The sequence below is a fragment of the Candidatus Phytoplasma fraxini genome (assembly GCF_038024965.1).
Taxonomy (GTDB): domain Bacteria; phylum Bacillota_I; class Bacilli_A; order Acholeplasmatales; family Acholeplasmataceae; genus Phytoplasma; species Phytoplasma fraxini.
The window spans coordinates 461,443-480,637 of the sequence record NZ_CP146843.1 but is presented as its reverse complement, the minus strand read 5'-3'; the positions used below and the strand labels follow the sequence as shown (position 1 = coordinate 480,637).

Below are 19,195 nucleotides of genomic sequence, written 5' to 3'. Positions count from 1 at the left end.
GTTTTTATTAGGTTTATTTATTTGTTATATTACTTTTTTTTTGATATTCCCTAATTTTAAAAAAAATAAAAATATTGTCAAGTTTTTGTTTTTTATTGAAACTTTTGTATTTATTTTAATTTCTTTGATACTTATTTCGCATTTTTATATACCAAAAGACGGAATTTTATTTAAAATATCTGATTTAAGTCATATTATTTGTTTAGTTTGTATAATTCATAGTATTACAAAATTATATGTTGAAACTATATTAGACGATAAAAATAGTATTTTATCTTTTTTGACTTTTATTTTTTATATTTGTTTGTTAAGTTCTAGTTTTTATTTATTAGGCGCTGGAACAGATTTAGAAAAAGTTATTAGATATGTTCTAGCTATTATCTTTTCAATTATCTTTATATACTATATATATTATATATATATTGGTATTCGTAGGATTTTATTGATTAAAAAACATAGAAATATAGAAGAATAAATTTTTTGAAATAAAAATAAATTGTAAATATTAAGTAGTAAAATATTTTGATAAATATATGCAAAAAATCATAAAATTGATTCTTTTAAAAGCAAACCGATCCTTCATGATATTCTAAATATTTATATATACACAAATATAATCATAAAAATTCAGTGACTATTTTAACTATGGAAATAAAAAAAGACGTATTCTAATGATTATATTATTCAAGCGAAATATTTTTATAAACATCAGTACAAGGACATTTTCCAAGATATCTGTTCAAGCAGGTATTTTTTCTTAGAATTTGGTGTTAGTTAACTTGTTAATTAGTGAAACTTCACTAAAATTAAAATTTATTTCATTAGTAAAGTTTTTCTTAATTTTTAGGAAGAACAAAAGATTGCAATTATTTAAATTGTTATAAATTAATTTTGGACAATATAGGTATATTTTATTTATAAATGAAAATGATAATTATTATTTTTATTATTTAAAAACTGATAATTTAAAATTTAAATAAAATATATTCCAATTTTATTTCACAAATAATTCAAAAGAAAAAACAAAATTAAAGAGGTTTTTGTTATTTATGAAAAGAACATATCAACCAAGTAAAATAAAAAGAGTTAGAACACATGGTTTTAGAGCTAGAATATCTACTGTTGGTGGTCGTCGTGTGCTTTCAGACAGAAGAAGAAAAAATCGTGCTAAATTAACTGTTTGATTACAAATGCATTATTCAAAAATCATAAAATTGATTCTTTTAAAAGCAAACCGATCCTTCATGATATTCTAAATATTTATATATACACAAATATAATCATAAAAATTCAGTGACTATTTTAACTATGGAAATAAAAAAAGACGTATTCTAATGATTATATTATTCAAGCGAAATATTTTTATAAACATCAGTACAAGGACATTTTCCAAGATATCTGTTCAAGCAGGTATTTTTTCTTAGAATTTGGTGTTAGTTAACTTGTTAATTAGTGAAACTTCACTAAAATTAAAATTTATTTCATTAGTAAAGTTTTTCTTAATTTTTAAGGAGAAAGATGTCAAAATATGGTTTTTAATAAAAATATGAGGAATATATAAATTTTTAGATATGAAAAAAAAATTTATTTTAAAAAAAAAAAGCGAAATAGATTTGATTTTTAAATTTAAAAAAAATGTAAGAAATTATTTTTTTCTTTTATATTATATAAAAAATGAAAATTTAGAAAATTTTAAATTCGCTTTAAGTGTTAGTAAAAAATATGGCAAGGCTCATGAAAGAAATTTAATAAAAAGACGTTTAAGAATGATTATCCATAATAATGTCTCTTTAATAGATAATAATTTTTCTTTTGTTCTTGTTGTTAAAGAAGCTGCAAAGAAATTAAAATTTTCTGATTTAGAAAAAAATTTTATAATTTTAATAAAGAAATCCTCTTTGGGATAATACAAAACAAGGTAATTAATTGTGAATAATATTCAAAATAAAAATGATAATAAGTTGTTACAAAAATTTTTATTTTTTTGTCTTTTATGTTTTTCGATATATTTTATTATAAAACATTTTTATTCTCAACAAGTTGAGCCTAGTCGCCCTGTAGAATTAAAAATTATTTTTACTAAAAATAAATTAGACGAAAAAGCAGAAAATTTTAAAATAAAACATTTTGAGGAACAAAAGTCAATATCAGATTTTTTAAAACAACAAAACATTCAAATATTTGAAGTTATAATAGACGATAATTCTAAATCTGTTATATTTCAACATTTAGATACATCAAAAATAACAAGTGTTTTAGAAGAAAAAATTAAAACACAAATATCAAAAATTTTACGAGGCGAAGACAATTGTTTTTATTTAGATAAAGATGAAACTAATGTTAAAAAAATAAGTTCTCGAATTAAAGATTTTTTCACTATTAAAGTAGGTACTAAACTAGAATATTTTGAGACAAAATATAATGATCCGAAAGACGATTCATTAAAAGTTGGTAGAATAGTTGAAGGTCGCTTAGAACCATATTCTATTACAAATTTTCCAATTTTACTTGATAAACAAGTTGATGCCAAATCAGTAAAAGATAATAAGGATGAATATAATAAGCGTATTAGAACAAGAAAAAATAAAGATAATAATAATTATTTTTATTTAAAATATGATAATATGCCAAATCCTCCAAATTATATTCAAATTTTTGTTGATAATTCAGGAGATTTACCTATTCAATGGCCTGATAAAAAAGAATGGAATTTTTTTATCGGTTGGGGATACATTTGGAATGTTTTACTCGTTGTAATTGGTTCTTTTTTAGATTTTTTTTCCAATATATTTATCAATCCATCTTGCACAGGAGTTTTTTTTGGCAATCTAGGTTTAGGTATTATTTTAACTACTATTTGTATAAGAACTTTAACATGGCCTATTTATACGAAATCTAGTACTTTTAGTATGAATATGAGTTTAGCACAACCAGAAATTAATAGAATACAAGCAAAATATATTTTGAAAAAAGATAAAGAAGATGTTCAAAGAATGCAAATGGAAATTATGAAAGTATATCGTAAACATAATTTTAATATTTTTAGCATTTTTATATCTTTTTTACAAATACCTATTTTAATGGCTATATATAGAGCTTTAAATCGTTTTCGTACTCCTGGTGGTATTTTCGCAGCTAAATATAAAACACCTTTTTTAGGATTTATAGAACTTGATTTGTTTTCGTCATCTTTTAATGATAACACACAAGTTATTGTCAGAATATTTTTATCTTTAATTGTTGCTATAACTATGTTTTTGTTAAATAAACATAATTTGAAAAAACCTTCTTATTTAAAAACAAATAATTCTAATTTAAATGCTGAACAGAAGTTAAAACAAAAAAACCAAGAAAAAACAATGAAAATAGTTAGTTATATTACAATTTTGTTTATGTTTACAGCTTCTTTTCAAGATTCAATTTTATCTTTATATTGGATAACAGGGAATATTTATACTTTATTTCAAGTAATCATTAATGCTAATTTTATTAAAAAAAAATATAATTTATTAAAACAAAAAGATTTTTAATATAATTTCTTGTTTATAAAACATTTAAATAAATTATTTTAGATATTATCTAAAATAATTTATTTTACAAAAGATCAAAATTTTTATTAGATATTATTCAAAAAAACACCTTCCAACTTCTTTTTTAGGAAGGATAAAACAAGTGGATACCTAAATAAATACTTACAAATGAAAGGTTTTTTAATAAAAATTTATATTTTTATGCTATTGAATAAGGTAAAGAAAATAAAAATTTATAATTCACGTTTTTTAATATTTTTAATATTGTTTTTGGTTCTGCTTTGTAATATACATTTCATTAACACTTCTGATAATCCACAAGAAATAATTAAAAAAATGTGGCATCCTTTTTCAACTTCGTTATTTTTTATAATGGTTTCGGGGATGGGTTTAAATTTTGTTGGTAATCAAATTCCTTTTTTGAATAAATTAGGATTGGGTTTTTTACTTTGTATTTTTGTTCCTTCTTATTTGGTATATAAAAAAATTATTATAACTCCTTTAATACACAAACAATTAACAAATTTTATTTCTAATTCAAACGATGGAATTAATTTTCCTAAGTTTGTTATTACTATTGTTATTGTGGGTGGAATATTAAATATAGATTATATTTTATTGAAAAGATTTATTTTAAAATTTGTCCCTTTAGCTTTATTGACTGTTTTTATTTCTTATTTTTTTACAGGTTTATTAGGCTATTTATTAGGATATAAACCACCAGAATTTATTTATAATAAATTTCAAAATTTTTTTATAGATTCTATTTTTTTTATTTCCGTTCCATTAACTAATGGAGGTGCTAATTTAGGTATTAATGGTGTTGCTGATATTTATCAAAAATTTTTTTGTTTAGACATAAATATCGATAAAATGAAAAGCATTCTTTTAGCGCCACTCATTATTGCAAGATGCTTTAGCATTGTGTTATCTGGTTTATTATATTTGATATTAGATAAAACTAAATATAGTGGCAAAGGCAAGTTAGAAAAAAATGGAAATACTTTTGTTAAAGAAATTAAAAATTCGACATATCCTTTAGATTATAAAAATATCGGCATGGGTTTGATGATTATTTTAGGTTTTTATTCTTTAGGAGTTTTGATTAATCAAAATATTTCTTCGGGATTAGATGAAATGGTATATGTGATTATTTTATCTTTAATAGCTAAGATGTGTTGTTTGATTCCTAAAAAATATCAAAATTATTCAGTGCAAGTAGGTCGAATTATGTCTATGCATTTTACTGTGCCTATGATGGTTGCTTTAGGATTGACTATTGATTTTGAAGTTTTGAAATCATATATTACTAATTATCAAACCATATTGTTAGTTTGTGCTTCATTATTAATTTCTGTTTTTATATCTTTTTATCTGGCTTATTTATTTAATTTTTATCTATTAGAGTTTGCTTTAATTGTAGGTATTTCTTCTTATAGTATTGGTAGTACTGGGAATATAGGAGTTATGTCTGTAAGTAAAAGAACTGAATTATTACCTTTGTCGATTATATCAACCCGTCTTGTAGGTGCTCTATTTTTTATTATAACTTCTTTTTCTTTTTGTCGTATTTATCAATAAAATTTTTCTTATTTATTTGAAAATAATTAGTTAAAATAAAAAGCTAAACTATTTTAAACAGTTTAGCTTTTTATTTTAAAATATCTAATTTAAAAAAATTAAAGAAATTTAATATTTTAGATATTGTGTATATTTGAAATTTTAATAAATTTATGATAAAGTTTTTGTTGCAAAAAATTGATTCTTTTTTTTAAAAATTTAGACGCTTTTTATTTTGCAAAATTATTTAATAATAAGTATTCATTTAGCTATGATTCAAATTAAAATTATATTTTTTTAGTTTGACAAGATATTGAATGATCTACTTAATGTAAAGTCTTAAAGAATATTTTATAGCTAAAATTTGTTTGAAAAAATAACCTGCCATTTTTCAACAAATTTAATTATTTTTATAAAATTAATGTATTAAAGATGATAAACATTATTTAAATTATTCGAAATATTGTTATAATATTATTATATTATCAAATCTAATTAATAATAAAAAATTTATATTTTAAATTTTTACAAATTTATAATAAGTATTTTTTATTATTGAGTATAATATAAATGTTTTAATAAATTTAAAAACAAAAACATAATATAATAATAAGAATTGAAAAACGATGAATTAAGTAATAAATTATAAAGAGGAGAAGAAATGTATTCTGTTAAGGATCTTTATAAGAATTACGAATTATATGCAAATCAAAAGATTTGTATTAATGGGTGGGCTAGAAATTGTCGCTTTCAAAAAAAATTATTTTTTTGTGATTTGAGTGATGGTTCTTTTGCAAAAGAATTACAAGTGGTTTATAAAGATGTTCAAAAAACGTATTTTAACGAAATAAAAGATAAACTTCAAGTAGGAGTTTCTTTATATTTAGAAGGGCATTTAATTATTACTCCTCAGGCTTCTAAACCTTTCGAGTTATTAGCTGATAAAATAGTTATTTTAGGTCTTAATTACGAATCTTATCCGATTCAACCCAAAAAACATTCTAGAGCTTTTTTACGTCAAATAGCACATTTAAGATTAAGAACTAAGCTTTTTGGAGTTGTTTTTAGAATTAGAAATGCAGTTAGTTTAAGTATTCATGATTTTTTTCAAAAAGAAGGATTTATTTGGGCACATACACCAATTATTACTACAAGCGATGGAGAAGGAGCTGGAGAATTATTTCAAGTTACTACTTTAAATTTAAATAAAATACCTTTAGATCAAAATCAAAAAGTTGATTATAACAAAGATTTTTTCGGAAGACCGACTTTTTTAACTGTTACAGGACAATTAGAAGGTGAAGCAATGGCTTTAGCTTTTAAGAAAATTTATACTTTTGGTCCAACTTTTAGAGCTGAAAAATCTCATACTGCAAGGCATATATCTGAATTTTGGATGATTGAACCAGAAATGGCTTTTTGTGATTTACAAGAAGATATGAAATTAGCCGAAAAAATGATTAAATATGTAATTCAAACTTGTTTAAGAACAAATAGAGAAGATTTTTTGTTTTTAGAACAAAATATAGAAACAAATTTAATTCAAAGATTAGAACAAGTAGCTAATATAAAAGAATTTAAACAAATTAGATATAAAGAAGCTATTGATATTTTATTAACAAGTAAATCTGATTTCGACAATAAACCTGTTTATGGTCTAGATTTATCTACAGAACATGAAAAGTTTTTAACAAATTTTTTTGGAGAACCTATTTTTATTATTGATTGGCCTATTGATATAAAAGCATTTTATATGAAAAATAATTCAGATAATCAAACTGTTGCGGCTATGGATTTGTTAGTTCCTAAAATAGGAGAATTGTTAGGTGGTTCTCAAAGAGAAGACAATTTACAAATTTTACAACAAAAGATGAAAAAATTTAATATTTCACCAGAAGAATTGGAATGGTATTTAGATTTACGTCGTTTTGGCGGTTGTATACATTCAGGTTTTGGTATAGGATTTGAACGTTTATTAGTTTATTTAACTGGTTTAGATAATGTTAGAGACGTTATAGCATTTCCAAGAACTCCTAAAAAAGCTTGTTAAAATGATAAATGAATGGAAAATTAAATATTAAAGGATTTTAATCATGGGAATTATATTAAAAAATGTTTCTAAATTTTATATAAATAAAGAAAATAAAAAGAAATTTTATGCGGTTGAAAAAATTAATTTAGAAATTGCTACTGGTGAGTTGGTAAGTCTTTTAGGTCCTTCGGGTTGTGGTAAATCAACTATTCTTTATATGATTGCGGGTTTATCTCGTGTATCAGAAGGAGATATTTTTTTTGATGATAAAAATGTTACAAAAGTATCCGCAGAAAAAAGAGGTATTGGTTTGGTTTTTCAAAATTATTCTTTATATCCGCATATGACAGCTCTTCAAAATATAATTTTTCCATTACAAAATTTAAAATTTTCAGCTGAACAAATCCAAAAAGAAGTTAAAAAAATTGCTTCTTTAGCTTCTATTGAGGAATATTTAGACAAAAAACCTTCCGAACTTTCTGGTGGACAACAACAAAGAGTATCTTTAGCTAGAGCTTTGATTAAAAATCCCAAAATTTTATTATTAGATGAACCTTTATCTAATTTGGATACTAGACTTCGTTTTAAAATGAGAGAAGAAATAAGGAGAATTCAAAAAAAGACCAAAATTACAGCTATTTTTGTTACTCATGATCAAGAAGAAGCTATGTCTATTAGTGATAAAATTTATGTAATGAATAAAGGAATTATTCAACAAAAAGATATTCCTAAAAAAATTTATGACAATCCAATTAATTTATTTGTAGCATCTTTTTTAGGGATTCCGCATATTTCTATTTTCAATGGTTTAATTTTAGATGGTAAATTGATGATTGGTGATGTAGTTATTTTAGAACATTCTACATTTAAGAATACAAATAAAGAAGTTCAAATTGCAATCAGACCAGAAGGTTATGTCTCAGAAGCAAACGGTATTTTAGAAGTAGAAGGAATAACATTGGAAAATATAGGCAGGGAATTATTTTTATTAGCCAAACATCCTCATTCATTAAATAATACTTTTCAAATTATTATCCCAACTTATAAACAAAAATCATTAAATTTAATTAATGTTTATAAAAAAAAATTTCGCTTTAATATTATTGAAAATAGATTTTTTATTTTTGATAAACAAACTGGTAATAGGATTTTGTTTAATGTTTGAAATTATAAGTCAAAAAAAGAATAAACATTGGTTTTATTTAACCCCTGCTTTAATTGTTTTAAGTATTTTTACTTTTTTCCCTTTAATTAAAGTTTGTGTTATATCTATGACGTGTTATAAACAATTTTATGATGTATTCGAAGGATTTACTTTTGAAAATTATGTAAAAGTTTGTCGCGATGAAGAATTTCAGTGTGCTTTGCGAAATACTTTATTATTAGTTTTGTTTACGGTTCCGATATCTATTTTTGTTGCTTTATTAATTGCTTTAGCTTTGAATAATATTAAAAATTATTTTTTTAAAAACACTTTTAAATTTTTTTTCTTTTTTCCTTTGATTTCTAATAGTATAGTTATGGGAATGATTTTTAGTATTTTATTTTATTATAATTCTGGTCTTTTAACAAATAAACCTACTGGTTTATTTAATTCTTTTATAAATATGTTTGGCGTTTCCTCTTGTGACTGGACTGGCAGGACAGCTCCTTATATTAATAAAATGTTTGTTTTAATTTTATATAATATTTGGGTCAGGTTACCATTTAAAATTTTTATTTTTATTTTAGCTTTAGAAAATATTGATAAATCATATTATCATGCAGCTAAAATTGATGGAGCTTCTAAATGGCGTATTTTTACTAAAATTACTTGTCCTTTAATTATGCCGATTTTTTTTTATCAGTTTATTATAGAGATGATAGCTGTTTTTAAAGAATATGATTCTGTTGTTGGATTATTTGGTGATGACCCAGGATTTAAAATGAGAACAATAGTAGGTTATATTTATAATCAATTATCTTCTTCTGCTCATGATTTTTATTCCAAAGGAACGGTTGCAGCTATGATATTATTTGTTATTTTTATTTTTTTTACTATAATGAGTGTTATTATTTTTCGAAAACAACAAATTAATTAAAAGGTTATAAAATATAATGAATAATTATAAAAAGATTTTTTTAAATCATTGGCATAATTATAAAACTAAAATAAAAAAAATTAAAATTTATTCTTTAATTCTATATTTATTTCTTTTTTTTATTACTTTTTTATTTGTTTTACCTTTTTATTTAATGTTTATTACGTCTATCAAAAGTTCATCAGAAATTATCGAAAATAATCCTTTATCTTTTTCTATGAATTTATCGAATGTTGTGAATAATTATAAAAATGCTTTTCAGGAACAATTTAAATTTATTCCTTATTTTTTGAACACTTTAAAAATTACTTTTTGTTCTACTTTTTTAGGAACTTTATGTTGTATTTTCACTGCTTATGCTTTGAGTTCTATTTTTGATTTTACTTTTAAACCAGCAATAATGTTATTATTATATTTAGGTTTGTTGACAACTTCTGAAACTTTAACAATAATTAATTATAGGATTGTTTCTGATTTAGGATGGATTGATTTCGGTAGAGGTTCGCGATTTCCTTTTGGTACTGATTTTGCGATGACTTTCCCTTATTTAATTAATATAGTTCATGTCTTCTTATTATTAAGAACTTTTAATGATGTTCCAAAAGAATTATATTATGCTGCTAAAATAGATGGTACCAGTGATTGGAAATATCTTTGGAAAATATTACTACCTATAACTAAACCTACTATTATTATTACTGTTATTTTTAGGATAGTATCTACTTGGAACTCTTATGCTTGGCCAGAATTAATAGGTGCTAAATTATTAACTAATATGATGAGAAAAAATTTTGATACCGAAACAGGCATTGAAACAATCAATATTCAAATGGCTGTGGCTGTCTTAATTAATATACCTTTGATTTTAATTTTTATTTTTTTTAGAAAATATATTATTTCAGGAGACAATAAAAGTGGTATTAAAGGTTAAACTTAAGAATTATTTAATTGTTTTGGTTTATTTTTTATGTTTATTTCTTATCGTTTTGTTATGCAATTTAATTTCTGGATATAATGAAGAACAAAATAAAAAACAAATAAGTAATTTTAAACCCACCAAATCTGATTTAGATTATTACAATAATTTATTTAAAAAAGAAAATGCTGATGTAACTAAAATTAATTTTTGGCATAATTTATATCCTGAAGAAAGAAAAATATTAAAAGAAATTATTTCTGAATTTAAAAAAGATTATCCTGGTATTGAAGTTTTAGAAGATAATAAAGGTTATTGGAAGCAAATTTTTAAAAGTGTTAATAGTGCTTTGACTGTGAATAAACAACCTAATTTGGTTGTATCTTATCCAGATCATATAGGATTTTATCATAAATCCGATAAAGCATTATCTTTGGATGAATTTATAAAAACAGATAAAGAATTTGAAAAAGAAACACAAGACCAACCTTTTTTTGATGGTTATTTTGATACAATTACAACAGATGATGACAAACAAGGACGTTATTATTTGCCTTTTTTGAAAACAACTGAAATTATGTTTTATAATAAGGATTTGTTAAAAAAAGTTTATGAACATTATAATAACGATCGTGGGGATGATACTTTTCAAGATTTTAAAACAATAGTAGATAATGAAGGAAAAATTATAAAACACACATCTTTAACTTGGGACGAAATGGATACAATATGTAAACAATTAAAAAAATATAAAACTAAAGACTTTGTTCCGATATTAGTTGATAGCGAATCTAATTTATTTATTATTTCGACTAAACAAAAAGAAATCATTTATCCAGATAATAAAGAAAAGGTAAGAGAATTTTTAGAAGATTCAAGAACAAAAGACATAATTAAGTATTTTCACCAATTTTCTAAAAAAGACTATTTGACTTTAAGTAAATTAACTGGAGAAGATAATATTCAAAAAATTATTAAAGATGAAAATATCGCTTTTTATATTACGTCAACTAGAAAAATAGATAGCTTATGTACAATTGATGGTTTTGTACCTGATTTTACTTCTATACCTACATTTGATAAAGAAAAAAATATTATACAAGGTTCTAATATTAATTTATTTTTTTCAACAGATAAAAAAGAAAATTATGCTTCTTGGTTTTTTTTAAAAAAATTAATATCTTATGACGTATATGCAAAATTTTTAGAAAATAATAAGTTATTTAATATTACACGTGATTATTTCAAGTATACAGATTCTTCAAAAAATGAAATTATCCACAAAAAAAATGAATTTATCAACAAAATAAAAGATCGAATAGAACATTCTAATTACCCTCCTAAATTAAAACAATTAAGACAAAATTTTTTTGAAAATTTTATTTTAAATAATAATCAACAAAGAAGACAAGATTTTTTTATTACTACTGTGTTTGAAAAATCTGATTTTTTTCGAAATATTATAACAGATTTATTTCTAGAGATTTTACCTAAAACAGATATTGATGATGATACAGAATTAGACTCACAAATAGCACAAGAGTTACAAATAGCTATTAAAAGAATAATAGCAAATTAAAAAAATAATTCTAAATATGTTTTATTAATTTAATATTATCTAATAAGTCAGCAAAAGAAAGGTTTTTTATAAATGGAATTTATTAGAAAACAAATTGAAAAATTTAATATAATAATTATTCATGGTCATAAAAGACCTGATGGAGATTGTTATGGTTCGCAATTAGGATTAAAAGATATAATTAAAACAAATTATCCTGATAAAAGAGTTTATGTTGTTGGAGATGAAGAAAAAAAAATATCTTTTTTAGGCAATATGGATAAAATAACGGATGATGTTTATAAAGATGCTTTAGTTTTTATTGTAGATTGTGGTAATAGTTCTAATATTAGCGATAATAGATATAAATTAGGGAAGATGAGTATTAGAATAGATCATCATTTATTTCTGAATAAAATTGCTGATTATGAATGGATAGATAGTAATTTTGCTTCTTGTTCAGAAATGATTTATTATTTTAAAAAATTTCATAATTATAAATTAACTAAAAAAGGAGCTTTACCAATATATACAGGTATTGTAACTGATACAGATAATTTTCGTTTTGAAAGAGTTAATGAAAAAACTTTTCAATATGCTATTGATTTATTACAATACGGTTTAAATGTTTTTGATATTGATAAACAAATACATTCACAAAGTGTGAATTTATTAAAATTTAAGGGTTATGTATGTTCTAATTTTATAATTGACGGCGGTTTTATTTATTTTAAATTTTGTGAAGAAACACTTGAGAAATTTAATTTAACTATTGAAGAAGCTTTTTCGATTGTTAATGTTTTAAATTATATTGAAAATAATCCAGTATGGGGATTTATTTTAAAATTAAAAAACGGTTGTTATAAAATTAGTATTCGTTCTTCACGTTTTGACGTATTTTCTATTGCATATAAATTTGGCGGTGGTGGACATAAAAAGGCTTGTGGTATTTTTGTTAAAAATGAAGATGTAATGAATAAAGTTATTCAAGCAATAAAAGAAAGTATCAAAGATTTTAATTCACAACAACAAATATTATCCACATAGAAAGAAATAAATATATGATTATTTATGATAATATTGCTGCTATTGCAACCCCTTTAGGAAGTGGTAGTATTAATGTTATAAGAGTGAGTGGACCTAAAGTTATTCAAAATATTAATCAAATTTTTAAAAGTTCTAAAAGAAATTTTGATTTATCTCAAGCCCCTTCGCATACTATTCATCACGGTTTTATTTTAGATCAAAACCAAAATATATTAGATGAAGTATTAATTTCTATTTTTAAAAATCCTCATTCTTTTACTGGCGAAGATGTTGTTGAAGTCCAAGGTCATGGAGGGATTTTAATAACTCAATTATTATTAGAGAGAATTTTATCATTAGATATTAGATTATCCGAACCAGGAGAATTTAGTAAAAGAGCTTTTTTAAATGGCAAAATAGATTTGATACAAGCGGAATCAATTATGGATTTGATTTTTGCTCAAAACGAAAACGCTATTAAATTAGCAAATTTAGGTTTGCAAAAAAAAAATTCTAAATTAATAGAAGATTTAAGTAATAAAATCATTAAAATAATAGGCCAGATAGAAGTCAATATTGATTATCCTGAATATTTAGATATTGAAGAAATTACTAATCAAATAATTTTACCTCAAATTAAACAATTGATTTATAAAATGGAAGAGATTTTAAATTTGTATACTCAAAACCGTTTGTTAAAAAACGGTATTAAAACTTTAATCATTGGAAAACCTAATGTAGGAAAATCTAGTTTATTAAATGTTTTGTTGCAGAACAACAGAGCTATTGTTTCTGATATTGCTGGTACTACTCGTGATTATGTAGATGGATATGTTGATATTAAAGGTGTTTCTTTATGTTTAATTGATACCGCAGGTATTCGCGAAACTAAAGATCCTTTAGAGCAAATAGGTGTTGAGAAATCTCGCAAACTTTTAAAAGAAGCAGAATTAGTTTTGTTGTTATTAGATCAAAGCAATGTTTTAGATAAAGATGATCAAATATTGCTTGATTTAACTAAAGAATATTCTAGAATTATAATAGGTAGTAAATCTGATTTACCGAATAAATTGAATTTAAGTCAAATTAAAGAGGAAATGATTTTATTATCTAGTTATAATCAAGAGGGCATTGAAGAATTAAAAAATAAAATTTTAACAAAATTCCAATTAGATAATCTACAAAATACAGAATTTAATTATTGTTTAAATGCAAGACATATTAAAGAAATACAAATCGCTTTAAACTCTTTACAAAATATTATTATAGATATTCAAAAAAAAATGCCTATCGATATACACACAATAAATTTAAAAGAAGCTTATAATGCTTTAGGAAATATTTTAGGCACAAATATCCCAGAACATTTACTGAACGAATTATTTTCTAATTTTTGTTTAGGCAAATAATTGATATCAATAATTATAAAATGTTAAATATGTTTTAATGGTATTCAAAATATTTTTATATTTTTAAGAAAATTTTAATAATTAATTATAAAAGGGGTAAACTTAAAATTTAGTAATGATTGATATTAAATTTAATAATGGTTCAGTTCAAAAATTTTCTAAAAAAATTAATGTTTTAGAAATTATACAAAAAAATAATTTTCATTTTGCTCATGAACCGATAGCTGCTTATTTTAATGATAAAATAATTGATTTAAACACAGAGTTAGAAGAAGATGGTTGTTTAGAAATTATTACTTCAGATAAACCAGAAAGTTTGCAAATTTTAAATTATACTACTTCTTTTGTAATGGCTCAAGCTATTAAAAGACTTTTTCCTAATGCTCTTTTAGTTTCTGGTTCAAATTATAAAGAAGGTTTTTATTATGAAATAGATTTTCAAAGTATGATTTTTTCAGAAAATTATTTATCTGAAATAGAAAAAATGATGCATCAAATTTCTCAAGAAAATTTAGATATTAGTAAAAAAAAAATAGCTTATCAAGAAGCATATGATAAATTTGCTGTCAACAAATATAAAAAAGATATACTTCAGAAAATACAAAATATAGAATTTATAGAGATTTATTCTTGTTTAGATTTTGAAGATTTTCAGCTTGATAAGCTTAATGTTTTTTTAGCGAATACTAATAGAATAAAAAATTTTAAATTATTAAATATATCTGGTTCATATTTTGAAGGTGATGCAAATAAATCTCCTTTGATAAGGATATATGGGGTTTCTTTTTTTAATAAAAAAGACTTAAAACAATATTTGCAATTATTAGAAGATAGAAAAAAAAGAGATCATAAAAATATTAATAAAGAACAAAATTTTTTTATGTTATCTTCGGAAGTAGGTATAGGTTTGCCCTTTTGGTTACCTAAAGGAGCAACAATCAGACGTATTATAGAAAGATATATTATTGATAAAGAAATAAGTTATGGTTATCAACATGTTTATACTCCGATTTTAGCTAATATCAAATTATATCAACAATCAGGACATTTAGAACTTTATAAAGAGAATATGTTTCCTATAATAGAATTTCCTAATGAAGATAAGTTAGTTTTACGTCCTATGAATTGTCCTCATCATATGATGATTTTTAAACAAAATTTGCGTAGTTATAAAGAATTACCTTTAAAAATTGCTGAATTAGGTATGATGCATCGTTTTGAACATTCAGGTGCTGTTTCAGGTTTACAAAGAACAAGAGGAATGACTTTGAATGATGCTCATATTTTTGTAAGCGAAGGACAAATTAAAGAACAGATAATTCAAATTATTCAGTTGATACTAGAGGTTTATAAAGATTTTGAAATTACAGATTATAGTTTTAATTTAAGTACTAGAGATATTTTGAATAAAAATAAATATTTTGATAATGATTTGATTTGGGACAAATCAGAAACTTTTTTGAGAGAAATTTTAAAAGAAAATAATATAACTTATAAAGAAGTTCCAGGAGATGCTGCTTTTTATGGTCCTAAATTAGATATTCAAATTTTAACTGCTTTGCATAACGAAGAAACTTTATCGACTATTCAATTGGATTTTTTATTACCACAAAAATTTAATTTAACTTATATAGGTCCAGATCACAAAAAACATTTTCCTATTGTTATTCATAGAAGTATTATTTCTACTTTAGAAAGATTTATTTCTTATTTATTAGAAAAAAATAAAGGTGTTTTACCTTTATGGCTAGCTCCTATTCAAATTATTTTGATTCCAGTGCATAATGATATTCATTTAGAATATACTCGAAAAATCAAAAACCTATTATTAAAAAATTCTTTTAGAGTAGAATTGAATGATAAAGAAGCAAGTTTAAGTTATAAAATTAGAGAAGCGCAAAAACAAAAAATTCCTTATCAAATGGTTATAGGTGATAAAGAAATGAATAGTGATTATTTAACTGTCAGAAAATATCAAAGTTTCAAACAAGAAGAATTAACTATAGAAGAATTTATAACAATGTTACAAAAAAAGATCATAGATAGAACATAAATTTTTATGTAAACATTTTTATTTTAATAAGATAAAAAAAATATTATAAAACATATTTTAATATGTTTTTGGATTTTGATTCAATTGATTTGAACAAGTTTTTGTAATAAATATTAAGGGAATGAAATATTTTTATGCGTATTGCAACAGTTAGAACATTTAAAAAAAATCATAAAATATCTTCGGAAGAATGGTTCAAAATTTTTGATGATATTAGATATACTCCTTCTTCTTTTGATTTACAGCCTTGGCGTTTTTTTATTATCGAAAGCGAAGAAGCTAAAAGTAAATTAAAAACAATTGTGAATTACGGGAATATTTTTCAAGTAGAAAACAGTTCTGCTATAGTTTTAGTATGCGGTCTTTTAGATAAAAAAAATTCAAGCGATTACATTTATAATCAGAAGTTGTTGAATAAAGAAATTGATAACAAAACTAAAGAACAAGTAGTTACAAAAATCAAACAAAATTACGGAAAAATAGATTCTGAACAAGTAAAGAATGAAATTTTTTTTGAATGTGGTCTTATTTCTTTTAATTTGATTGCAACACTTAAAAATTTTGGTTATGCTTCTTGTTTTATGGGTGGTTATTGTTTTGACAAAATAAATGCTCTTTTTAATATCCCTAGCAATTATCAACCTATTATTTTAATTTCTGTTGGTAAACCTGATATAATTTTGACACAAAAACCTAAAAAATTTAAATTAGATGCTAAAGAAATTTTTTCTTTTTTGTAATTTGTAAATCTAATTCATTATTGGAGAATAATTAAAAAGAATATAATGTAATTTGTTTATTATATAAAAATTTATTGTTTTGAGACTTTATAGTGGTCCCATATTTAGGAACTTGGAGCGTTACTTCAAAATGGCACAATCGGCAATTCACATTTTTGTTTAAACAAATATAATTTTTATGTATTTATATCTTTTTAAACAAAACGTTTTTTTATGTTATGACTAACTTACAAACTATAAAAAAACGTTTTAGTTTTAAAATTTTAACTTTTTTAATTTGCATAAATATTAAGAACACTTCCTGTTACAAAAGTTTAGACATTTTTTTTAAAATTCTTTAAGACTAACTATTAAGTTAGTCTTTTTTTATTGAAATTAAAAAAACAATCATAAATTTAAAATATTCAAATTGCTAATTTAGATTTTTAAAAATTTAATTAAGGATAGTTAATATCTAATGTTTGGAATTGTATATTTAATAAATGAGATTATATATGTTTTAATTAAAAATATTTTATAATATTAATAAGATAAAAATTTATTTATTATTTTTATTTGCAATTGTTACAAGTTGATTTAATAACAAAAATAAAAAAATTTCAAAATATTTTGAATTATGAATGATAATTATATTATAAAATATTTTCATTATAAATATTTTTGTACAAAACATCTTAAAGGAGTAGTTTTATATGTATTTCTATATCACAGGTAAAATAACATCTATACAAAACGACAGTATTGTTTTAGATAATAATGGTATTGGGTATCATATTGGTTTTTCTAATCCTTATATTTTTAATATTAATCAAGAAGTTAAGCTGTTTACTTATTTTTATGTTAAAGAAAATATTCATTTTTTATATGGTTTTTTAGAACAAGAAATTTTATTTTTTTTTAAAAAATTAATTTCTATTCCAGGTATCGGTCCTAAAAGTGCTATCTTATTAACTAGTCAAGTACTTTTTAAAGAAATTCAGCAAGCAATACATTTTGACAATGCGTTATATTTATCTAAATTTCCGGGGATTGGTAAAAAAACAGCACAACAAATTATTTTTCATTTAAAAAATAACGAATCTTTAATTAATAAAACAGTTTTTTTGCATCCAAAACAAAAAGATGTCAAAGAAGTATTAAACAATTTAGGTTTTAAAAATAAAGAAATAGATAACATTATAAAAAAATTAGATTTTAATAAAGATATAGAATTGATTATTAAAGATGCTTTATTATTGATGATAAAATAGTTTTTTCAAAAATTATAAGAAAATTTTTGGAATATAGGTTATGAAATATTTATGAACAAAATAGAAAATAAAATTCAATTAAGACCTCAAATGTTAAATGAATATATAGGCCAAACTAAAATCAAAAAGATTTTGTTTGTTTATTTAAAAGCAGCTCAAAAAAGAAAAGAGTCAATAGATCATCTTTTGTTTTACGGACCTCCTGGTTTAGGAAAAACTACTTTAGCGCAAATAATTGCAAATGAATTAGGAGTTAATTTTCAAACAGCAAGCGGTTCTAATATAGAAAAAATAGGTGACATAGCTGTTCTGTTAAATAATTTACAAAAAGGTGATATTTTATTCATTGATGAAATGCATAGTCTTCCTAAAAACGTTGAAGAAATTTTATATTCAGCTATGGAAGATCGTATTTTAGATTTTGTTATCAGGAAAAATGATGAAAAAAGAACAATTAGAATTGATTTGCCACCTTTTTCTTTAATTGGAGCAACTACTAAATTCGGTAATATTTCTTTTCCATTAAGAGATCGTTTTGGTTTAATTTTAAAATTAGAATATTATGATAAAAAAGAATTAAAATCAATTTTACAAAGAACAGCTTCTGTTTATGGAAATAAAATAGAAGAAAAAGCTGTTGAAGAGTTAGCAAAAAGAAGTCGAGGCACTCCACGTATAGCTAATCGTTTATTAAGAAGAGCAAGGGATTTTGCTGAAATTTATTCTCAAAAAAATATAACTTGTGAAATAGCTTTACATACTTTAGAAAAATTACAAATAGATGAAAATGGTTTAGATGGTACAGATTTTAATTATTTAAAAAATCTGGTTTATAAATTTAATGGTGGACCGGTAGGAATTAAAAATATTGCTGCAACAATTGGAGAAGAAATTTTAACCATTGAAGAAGTATACGAACCCTATTTAATTAAAGAAGGTTATATTAAAAGAACTTCTCGCGGAAGGGTAGCAACAGAATTATCTACGCAACTTTTGAAAAAAAGAGGAATTGACAAATAATCAAAATCATTGTTTGTATG

At 22.7% G+C, this 19,195-nt stretch carries 16 protein-coding genes; all 16 read left to right on the top strand.

Going from position 1 to position 19,195, the window contains the following annotated elements:
- Positions 1-85: 85 nt before the first annotated feature.
- The 16 genes from AADV48_RS02380 (at position 86) to ruvB (ending at position 19,175) form a co-directional block, all read left to right on the top strand.
- Positions 86-475: a hypothetical protein gene (locus AADV48_RS02380; protein ID WP_341266474.1), complete on the top strand. Its 390-nt coding sequence runs from the start codon at positions 86-88 to the stop codon at positions 473-475.
- 574 nt (positions 476-1,049) lie between these two features.
- Entirely contained in the window at positions 1,050-1,184 is a 135-nt protein-coding gene (gene rpmH / locus AADV48_RS02375; protein WP_341266473.1) for a 50S ribosomal protein L34, read from the top strand.
- Positions 1,185-1,571: 387 nt separating this feature from the next.
- A complete protein-coding gene (rnpA, locus tag AADV48_RS02370) occupies positions 1,572-1,907 on the top strand; it encodes a ribonuclease P protein component (protein WP_341266472.1) in 336 nt (111 codons plus the stop codon).
- A 21-nt stretch (positions 1,908-1,928) separates the two neighbouring features.
- Positions 1,929-3,530: a YidC/Oxa1 family membrane protein insertase gene (locus AADV48_RS02365; protein ID WP_341266471.1), complete on the top strand. Its 1,602-nt coding sequence runs from the start codon at positions 1,929-1,931 to the stop codon at positions 3,528-3,530.
- A gap of 168 nt (positions 3,531-3,698) precedes the next feature.
- A complete protein-coding gene (locus tag AADV48_RS02360; protein WP_341266470.1) occupies positions 3,699-5,111 on the top strand; it encodes a 2-hydroxycarboxylate transporter family protein in 1,413 nt (470 codons plus the stop codon).
- Positions 5,112-5,751: 640 nt separating this feature from the next.
- On the top strand, positions 5,752-7,140 hold the full coding sequence (asnS, locus tag AADV48_RS02355) for an asparagine--tRNA ligase (protein WP_341266469.1): 1,389 nt from the start codon (positions 5,752-5,754) through the stop codon (positions 7,138-7,140).
- Positions 7,141-7,183: 43 nt separating this feature from the next.
- A complete protein-coding gene (locus AADV48_RS02350) occupies positions 7,184-8,287 on the top strand; it encodes an ABC transporter ATP-binding protein (protein WP_341266468.1) in 1,104 nt (367 codons plus the stop codon).
- On the top strand, positions 8,280-9,203 hold the full coding sequence (locus AADV48_RS02345) for a sugar ABC transporter permease (protein WP_341266467.1): 924 nt from the start codon (positions 8,280-8,282) through the stop codon (positions 9,201-9,203). Before AADV48_RS02350 ends, AADV48_RS02345 begins: the two co-directional genes overlap by 8 nt.
- 16 nt (positions 9,204-9,219) lie before the next feature.
- Positions 9,220-10,134, top strand: a complete 915-nt coding sequence (locus AADV48_RS02340) for a carbohydrate ABC transporter permease (protein ID WP_341266466.1) — start codon at positions 9,220-9,222, stop codon at positions 10,132-10,134.
- Between the two features lie 55 nt (positions 10,135-10,189).
- A complete protein-coding gene (locus tag AADV48_RS02335; RefSeq protein WP_341266465.1) occupies positions 10,190-11,698 on the top strand; it encodes an extracellular solute-binding protein in 1,509 nt (502 codons plus the stop codon).
- A 72-nt stretch (positions 11,699-11,770) separates the two neighbouring features.
- Positions 11,771-12,724, top strand: coding sequence for a bifunctional oligoribonuclease/PAP phosphatase NrnA (locus AADV48_RS02330; RefSeq protein WP_341266464.1), 954 nt, complete (start codon positions 11,771-11,773; stop codon positions 12,722-12,724).
- Between the two features lie 17 nt (positions 12,725-12,741).
- A complete protein-coding gene (mnmE, locus tag AADV48_RS02325; RefSeq protein WP_341266848.1) occupies positions 12,742-14,112 on the top strand; it encodes a tRNA uridine-5-carboxymethylaminomethyl(34) synthesis GTPase MnmE in 1,371 nt (456 codons plus the stop codon).
- Between the two features lie 115 nt (positions 14,113-14,227).
- Positions 14,228-16,165 carry a threonine--tRNA ligase gene (thrS, locus tag AADV48_RS02320; RefSeq protein ID WP_341266463.1) on the top strand — a complete coding sequence of 646 codons (1,938 nt, stop codon included), beginning with the start codon at positions 14,228-14,230 and terminating at the stop codon, positions 16,163-16,165.
- A 134-nt stretch (positions 16,166-16,299) separates the two neighbouring features.
- The gene (locus AADV48_RS02315) at positions 16,300-16,905 is read left to right on the top strand and encodes a nitroreductase family protein (RefSeq protein ID WP_341266462.1); all 606 of its coding nucleotides are present in this window, start codon (positions 16,300-16,302) and stop codon (positions 16,903-16,905) included.
- Between the two features lie 692 nt (positions 16,906-17,597).
- Positions 17,598-18,155 (top strand): Holliday junction branch migration protein RuvA, encoded by a 558-nt coding sequence (gene ruvA / locus AADV48_RS02310; RefSeq protein WP_341266461.1) that lies wholly within the window; start codon positions 17,598-17,600, stop codon positions 18,153-18,155.
- A gap of 51 nt (positions 18,156-18,206) precedes the next feature.
- Positions 18,207-19,175 (top strand): Holliday junction branch migration DNA helicase RuvB, encoded by a 969-nt coding sequence (gene ruvB / locus AADV48_RS02305; RefSeq protein ID WP_341266460.1) that lies wholly within the window; start codon positions 18,207-18,209, stop codon positions 19,173-19,175.
- Positions 19,176-19,195 lie beyond the last annotated feature (20 nt).

What these genes read in the sequence shown, in the direction of transcription:
- asnS (WP_341266469.1), top strand. Translation starts at nt 5,752, where the DNA reads ATGTATTCTGTTAAGGATCTTTATAAGAATTACGAATTATATGCAAAT.
- AADV48_RS02330 (WP_341266464.1), top strand. Translation starts at nt 11,771, where the DNA reads ATGGAATTTATTAGAAAACAAATTGAAAAATTTAATATAATAATTATT.
- thrS (WP_341266463.1), top strand. Translation starts at nt 14,228, where the DNA reads ATGATTGATATTAAATTTAATAATGGTTCAGTTCAAAAATTTTCTAAA.
- ruvA (WP_341266461.1), top strand. Translation starts at nt 17,598, where the DNA reads ATGTATTTCTATATCACAGGTAAAATAACATCTATACAAAACGACAGT.
- rnpA (WP_341266472.1), top strand. Translation starts at nt 1,572, where the DNA reads ATGAAAAAAAAATTTATTTTAAAAAAAAAAAGCGAAATAGATTTGATT.
- AADV48_RS02345 (WP_341266467.1), top strand. Translation starts at nt 8,280, where the DNA reads ATGTTTGAAATTATAAGTCAAAAAAAGAATAAACATTGGTTTTATTTA.
- ruvB (WP_341266460.1), top strand. Translation starts at nt 18,207, where the DNA reads ATGAACAAAATAGAAAATAAAATTCAATTAAGACCTCAAATGTTAAAT.
- rpmH (WP_341266473.1), top strand. Translation starts at nt 1,050, where the DNA reads ATGAAAAGAACATATCAACCAAGTAAAATAAAAAGAGTTAGAACACAT.
- AADV48_RS02350 (WP_341266468.1), top strand. Translation starts at nt 7,184, where the DNA reads ATGGGAATTATATTAAAAAATGTTTCTAAATTTTATATAAATAAAGAA.
- AADV48_RS02360 (WP_341266470.1), top strand. Translation starts at nt 3,699, where the DNA reads ATGAAAGGTTTTTTAATAAAAATTTATATTTTTATGCTATTGAATAAG.
- AADV48_RS02340 (WP_341266466.1), top strand. Translation starts at nt 9,220, where the DNA reads ATGAATAATTATAAAAAGATTTTTTTAAATCATTGGCATAATTATAAA.
- AADV48_RS02315 (WP_341266462.1), top strand. Translation starts at nt 16,300, where the DNA reads ATGCGTATTGCAACAGTTAGAACATTTAAAAAAAATCATAAAATATCT.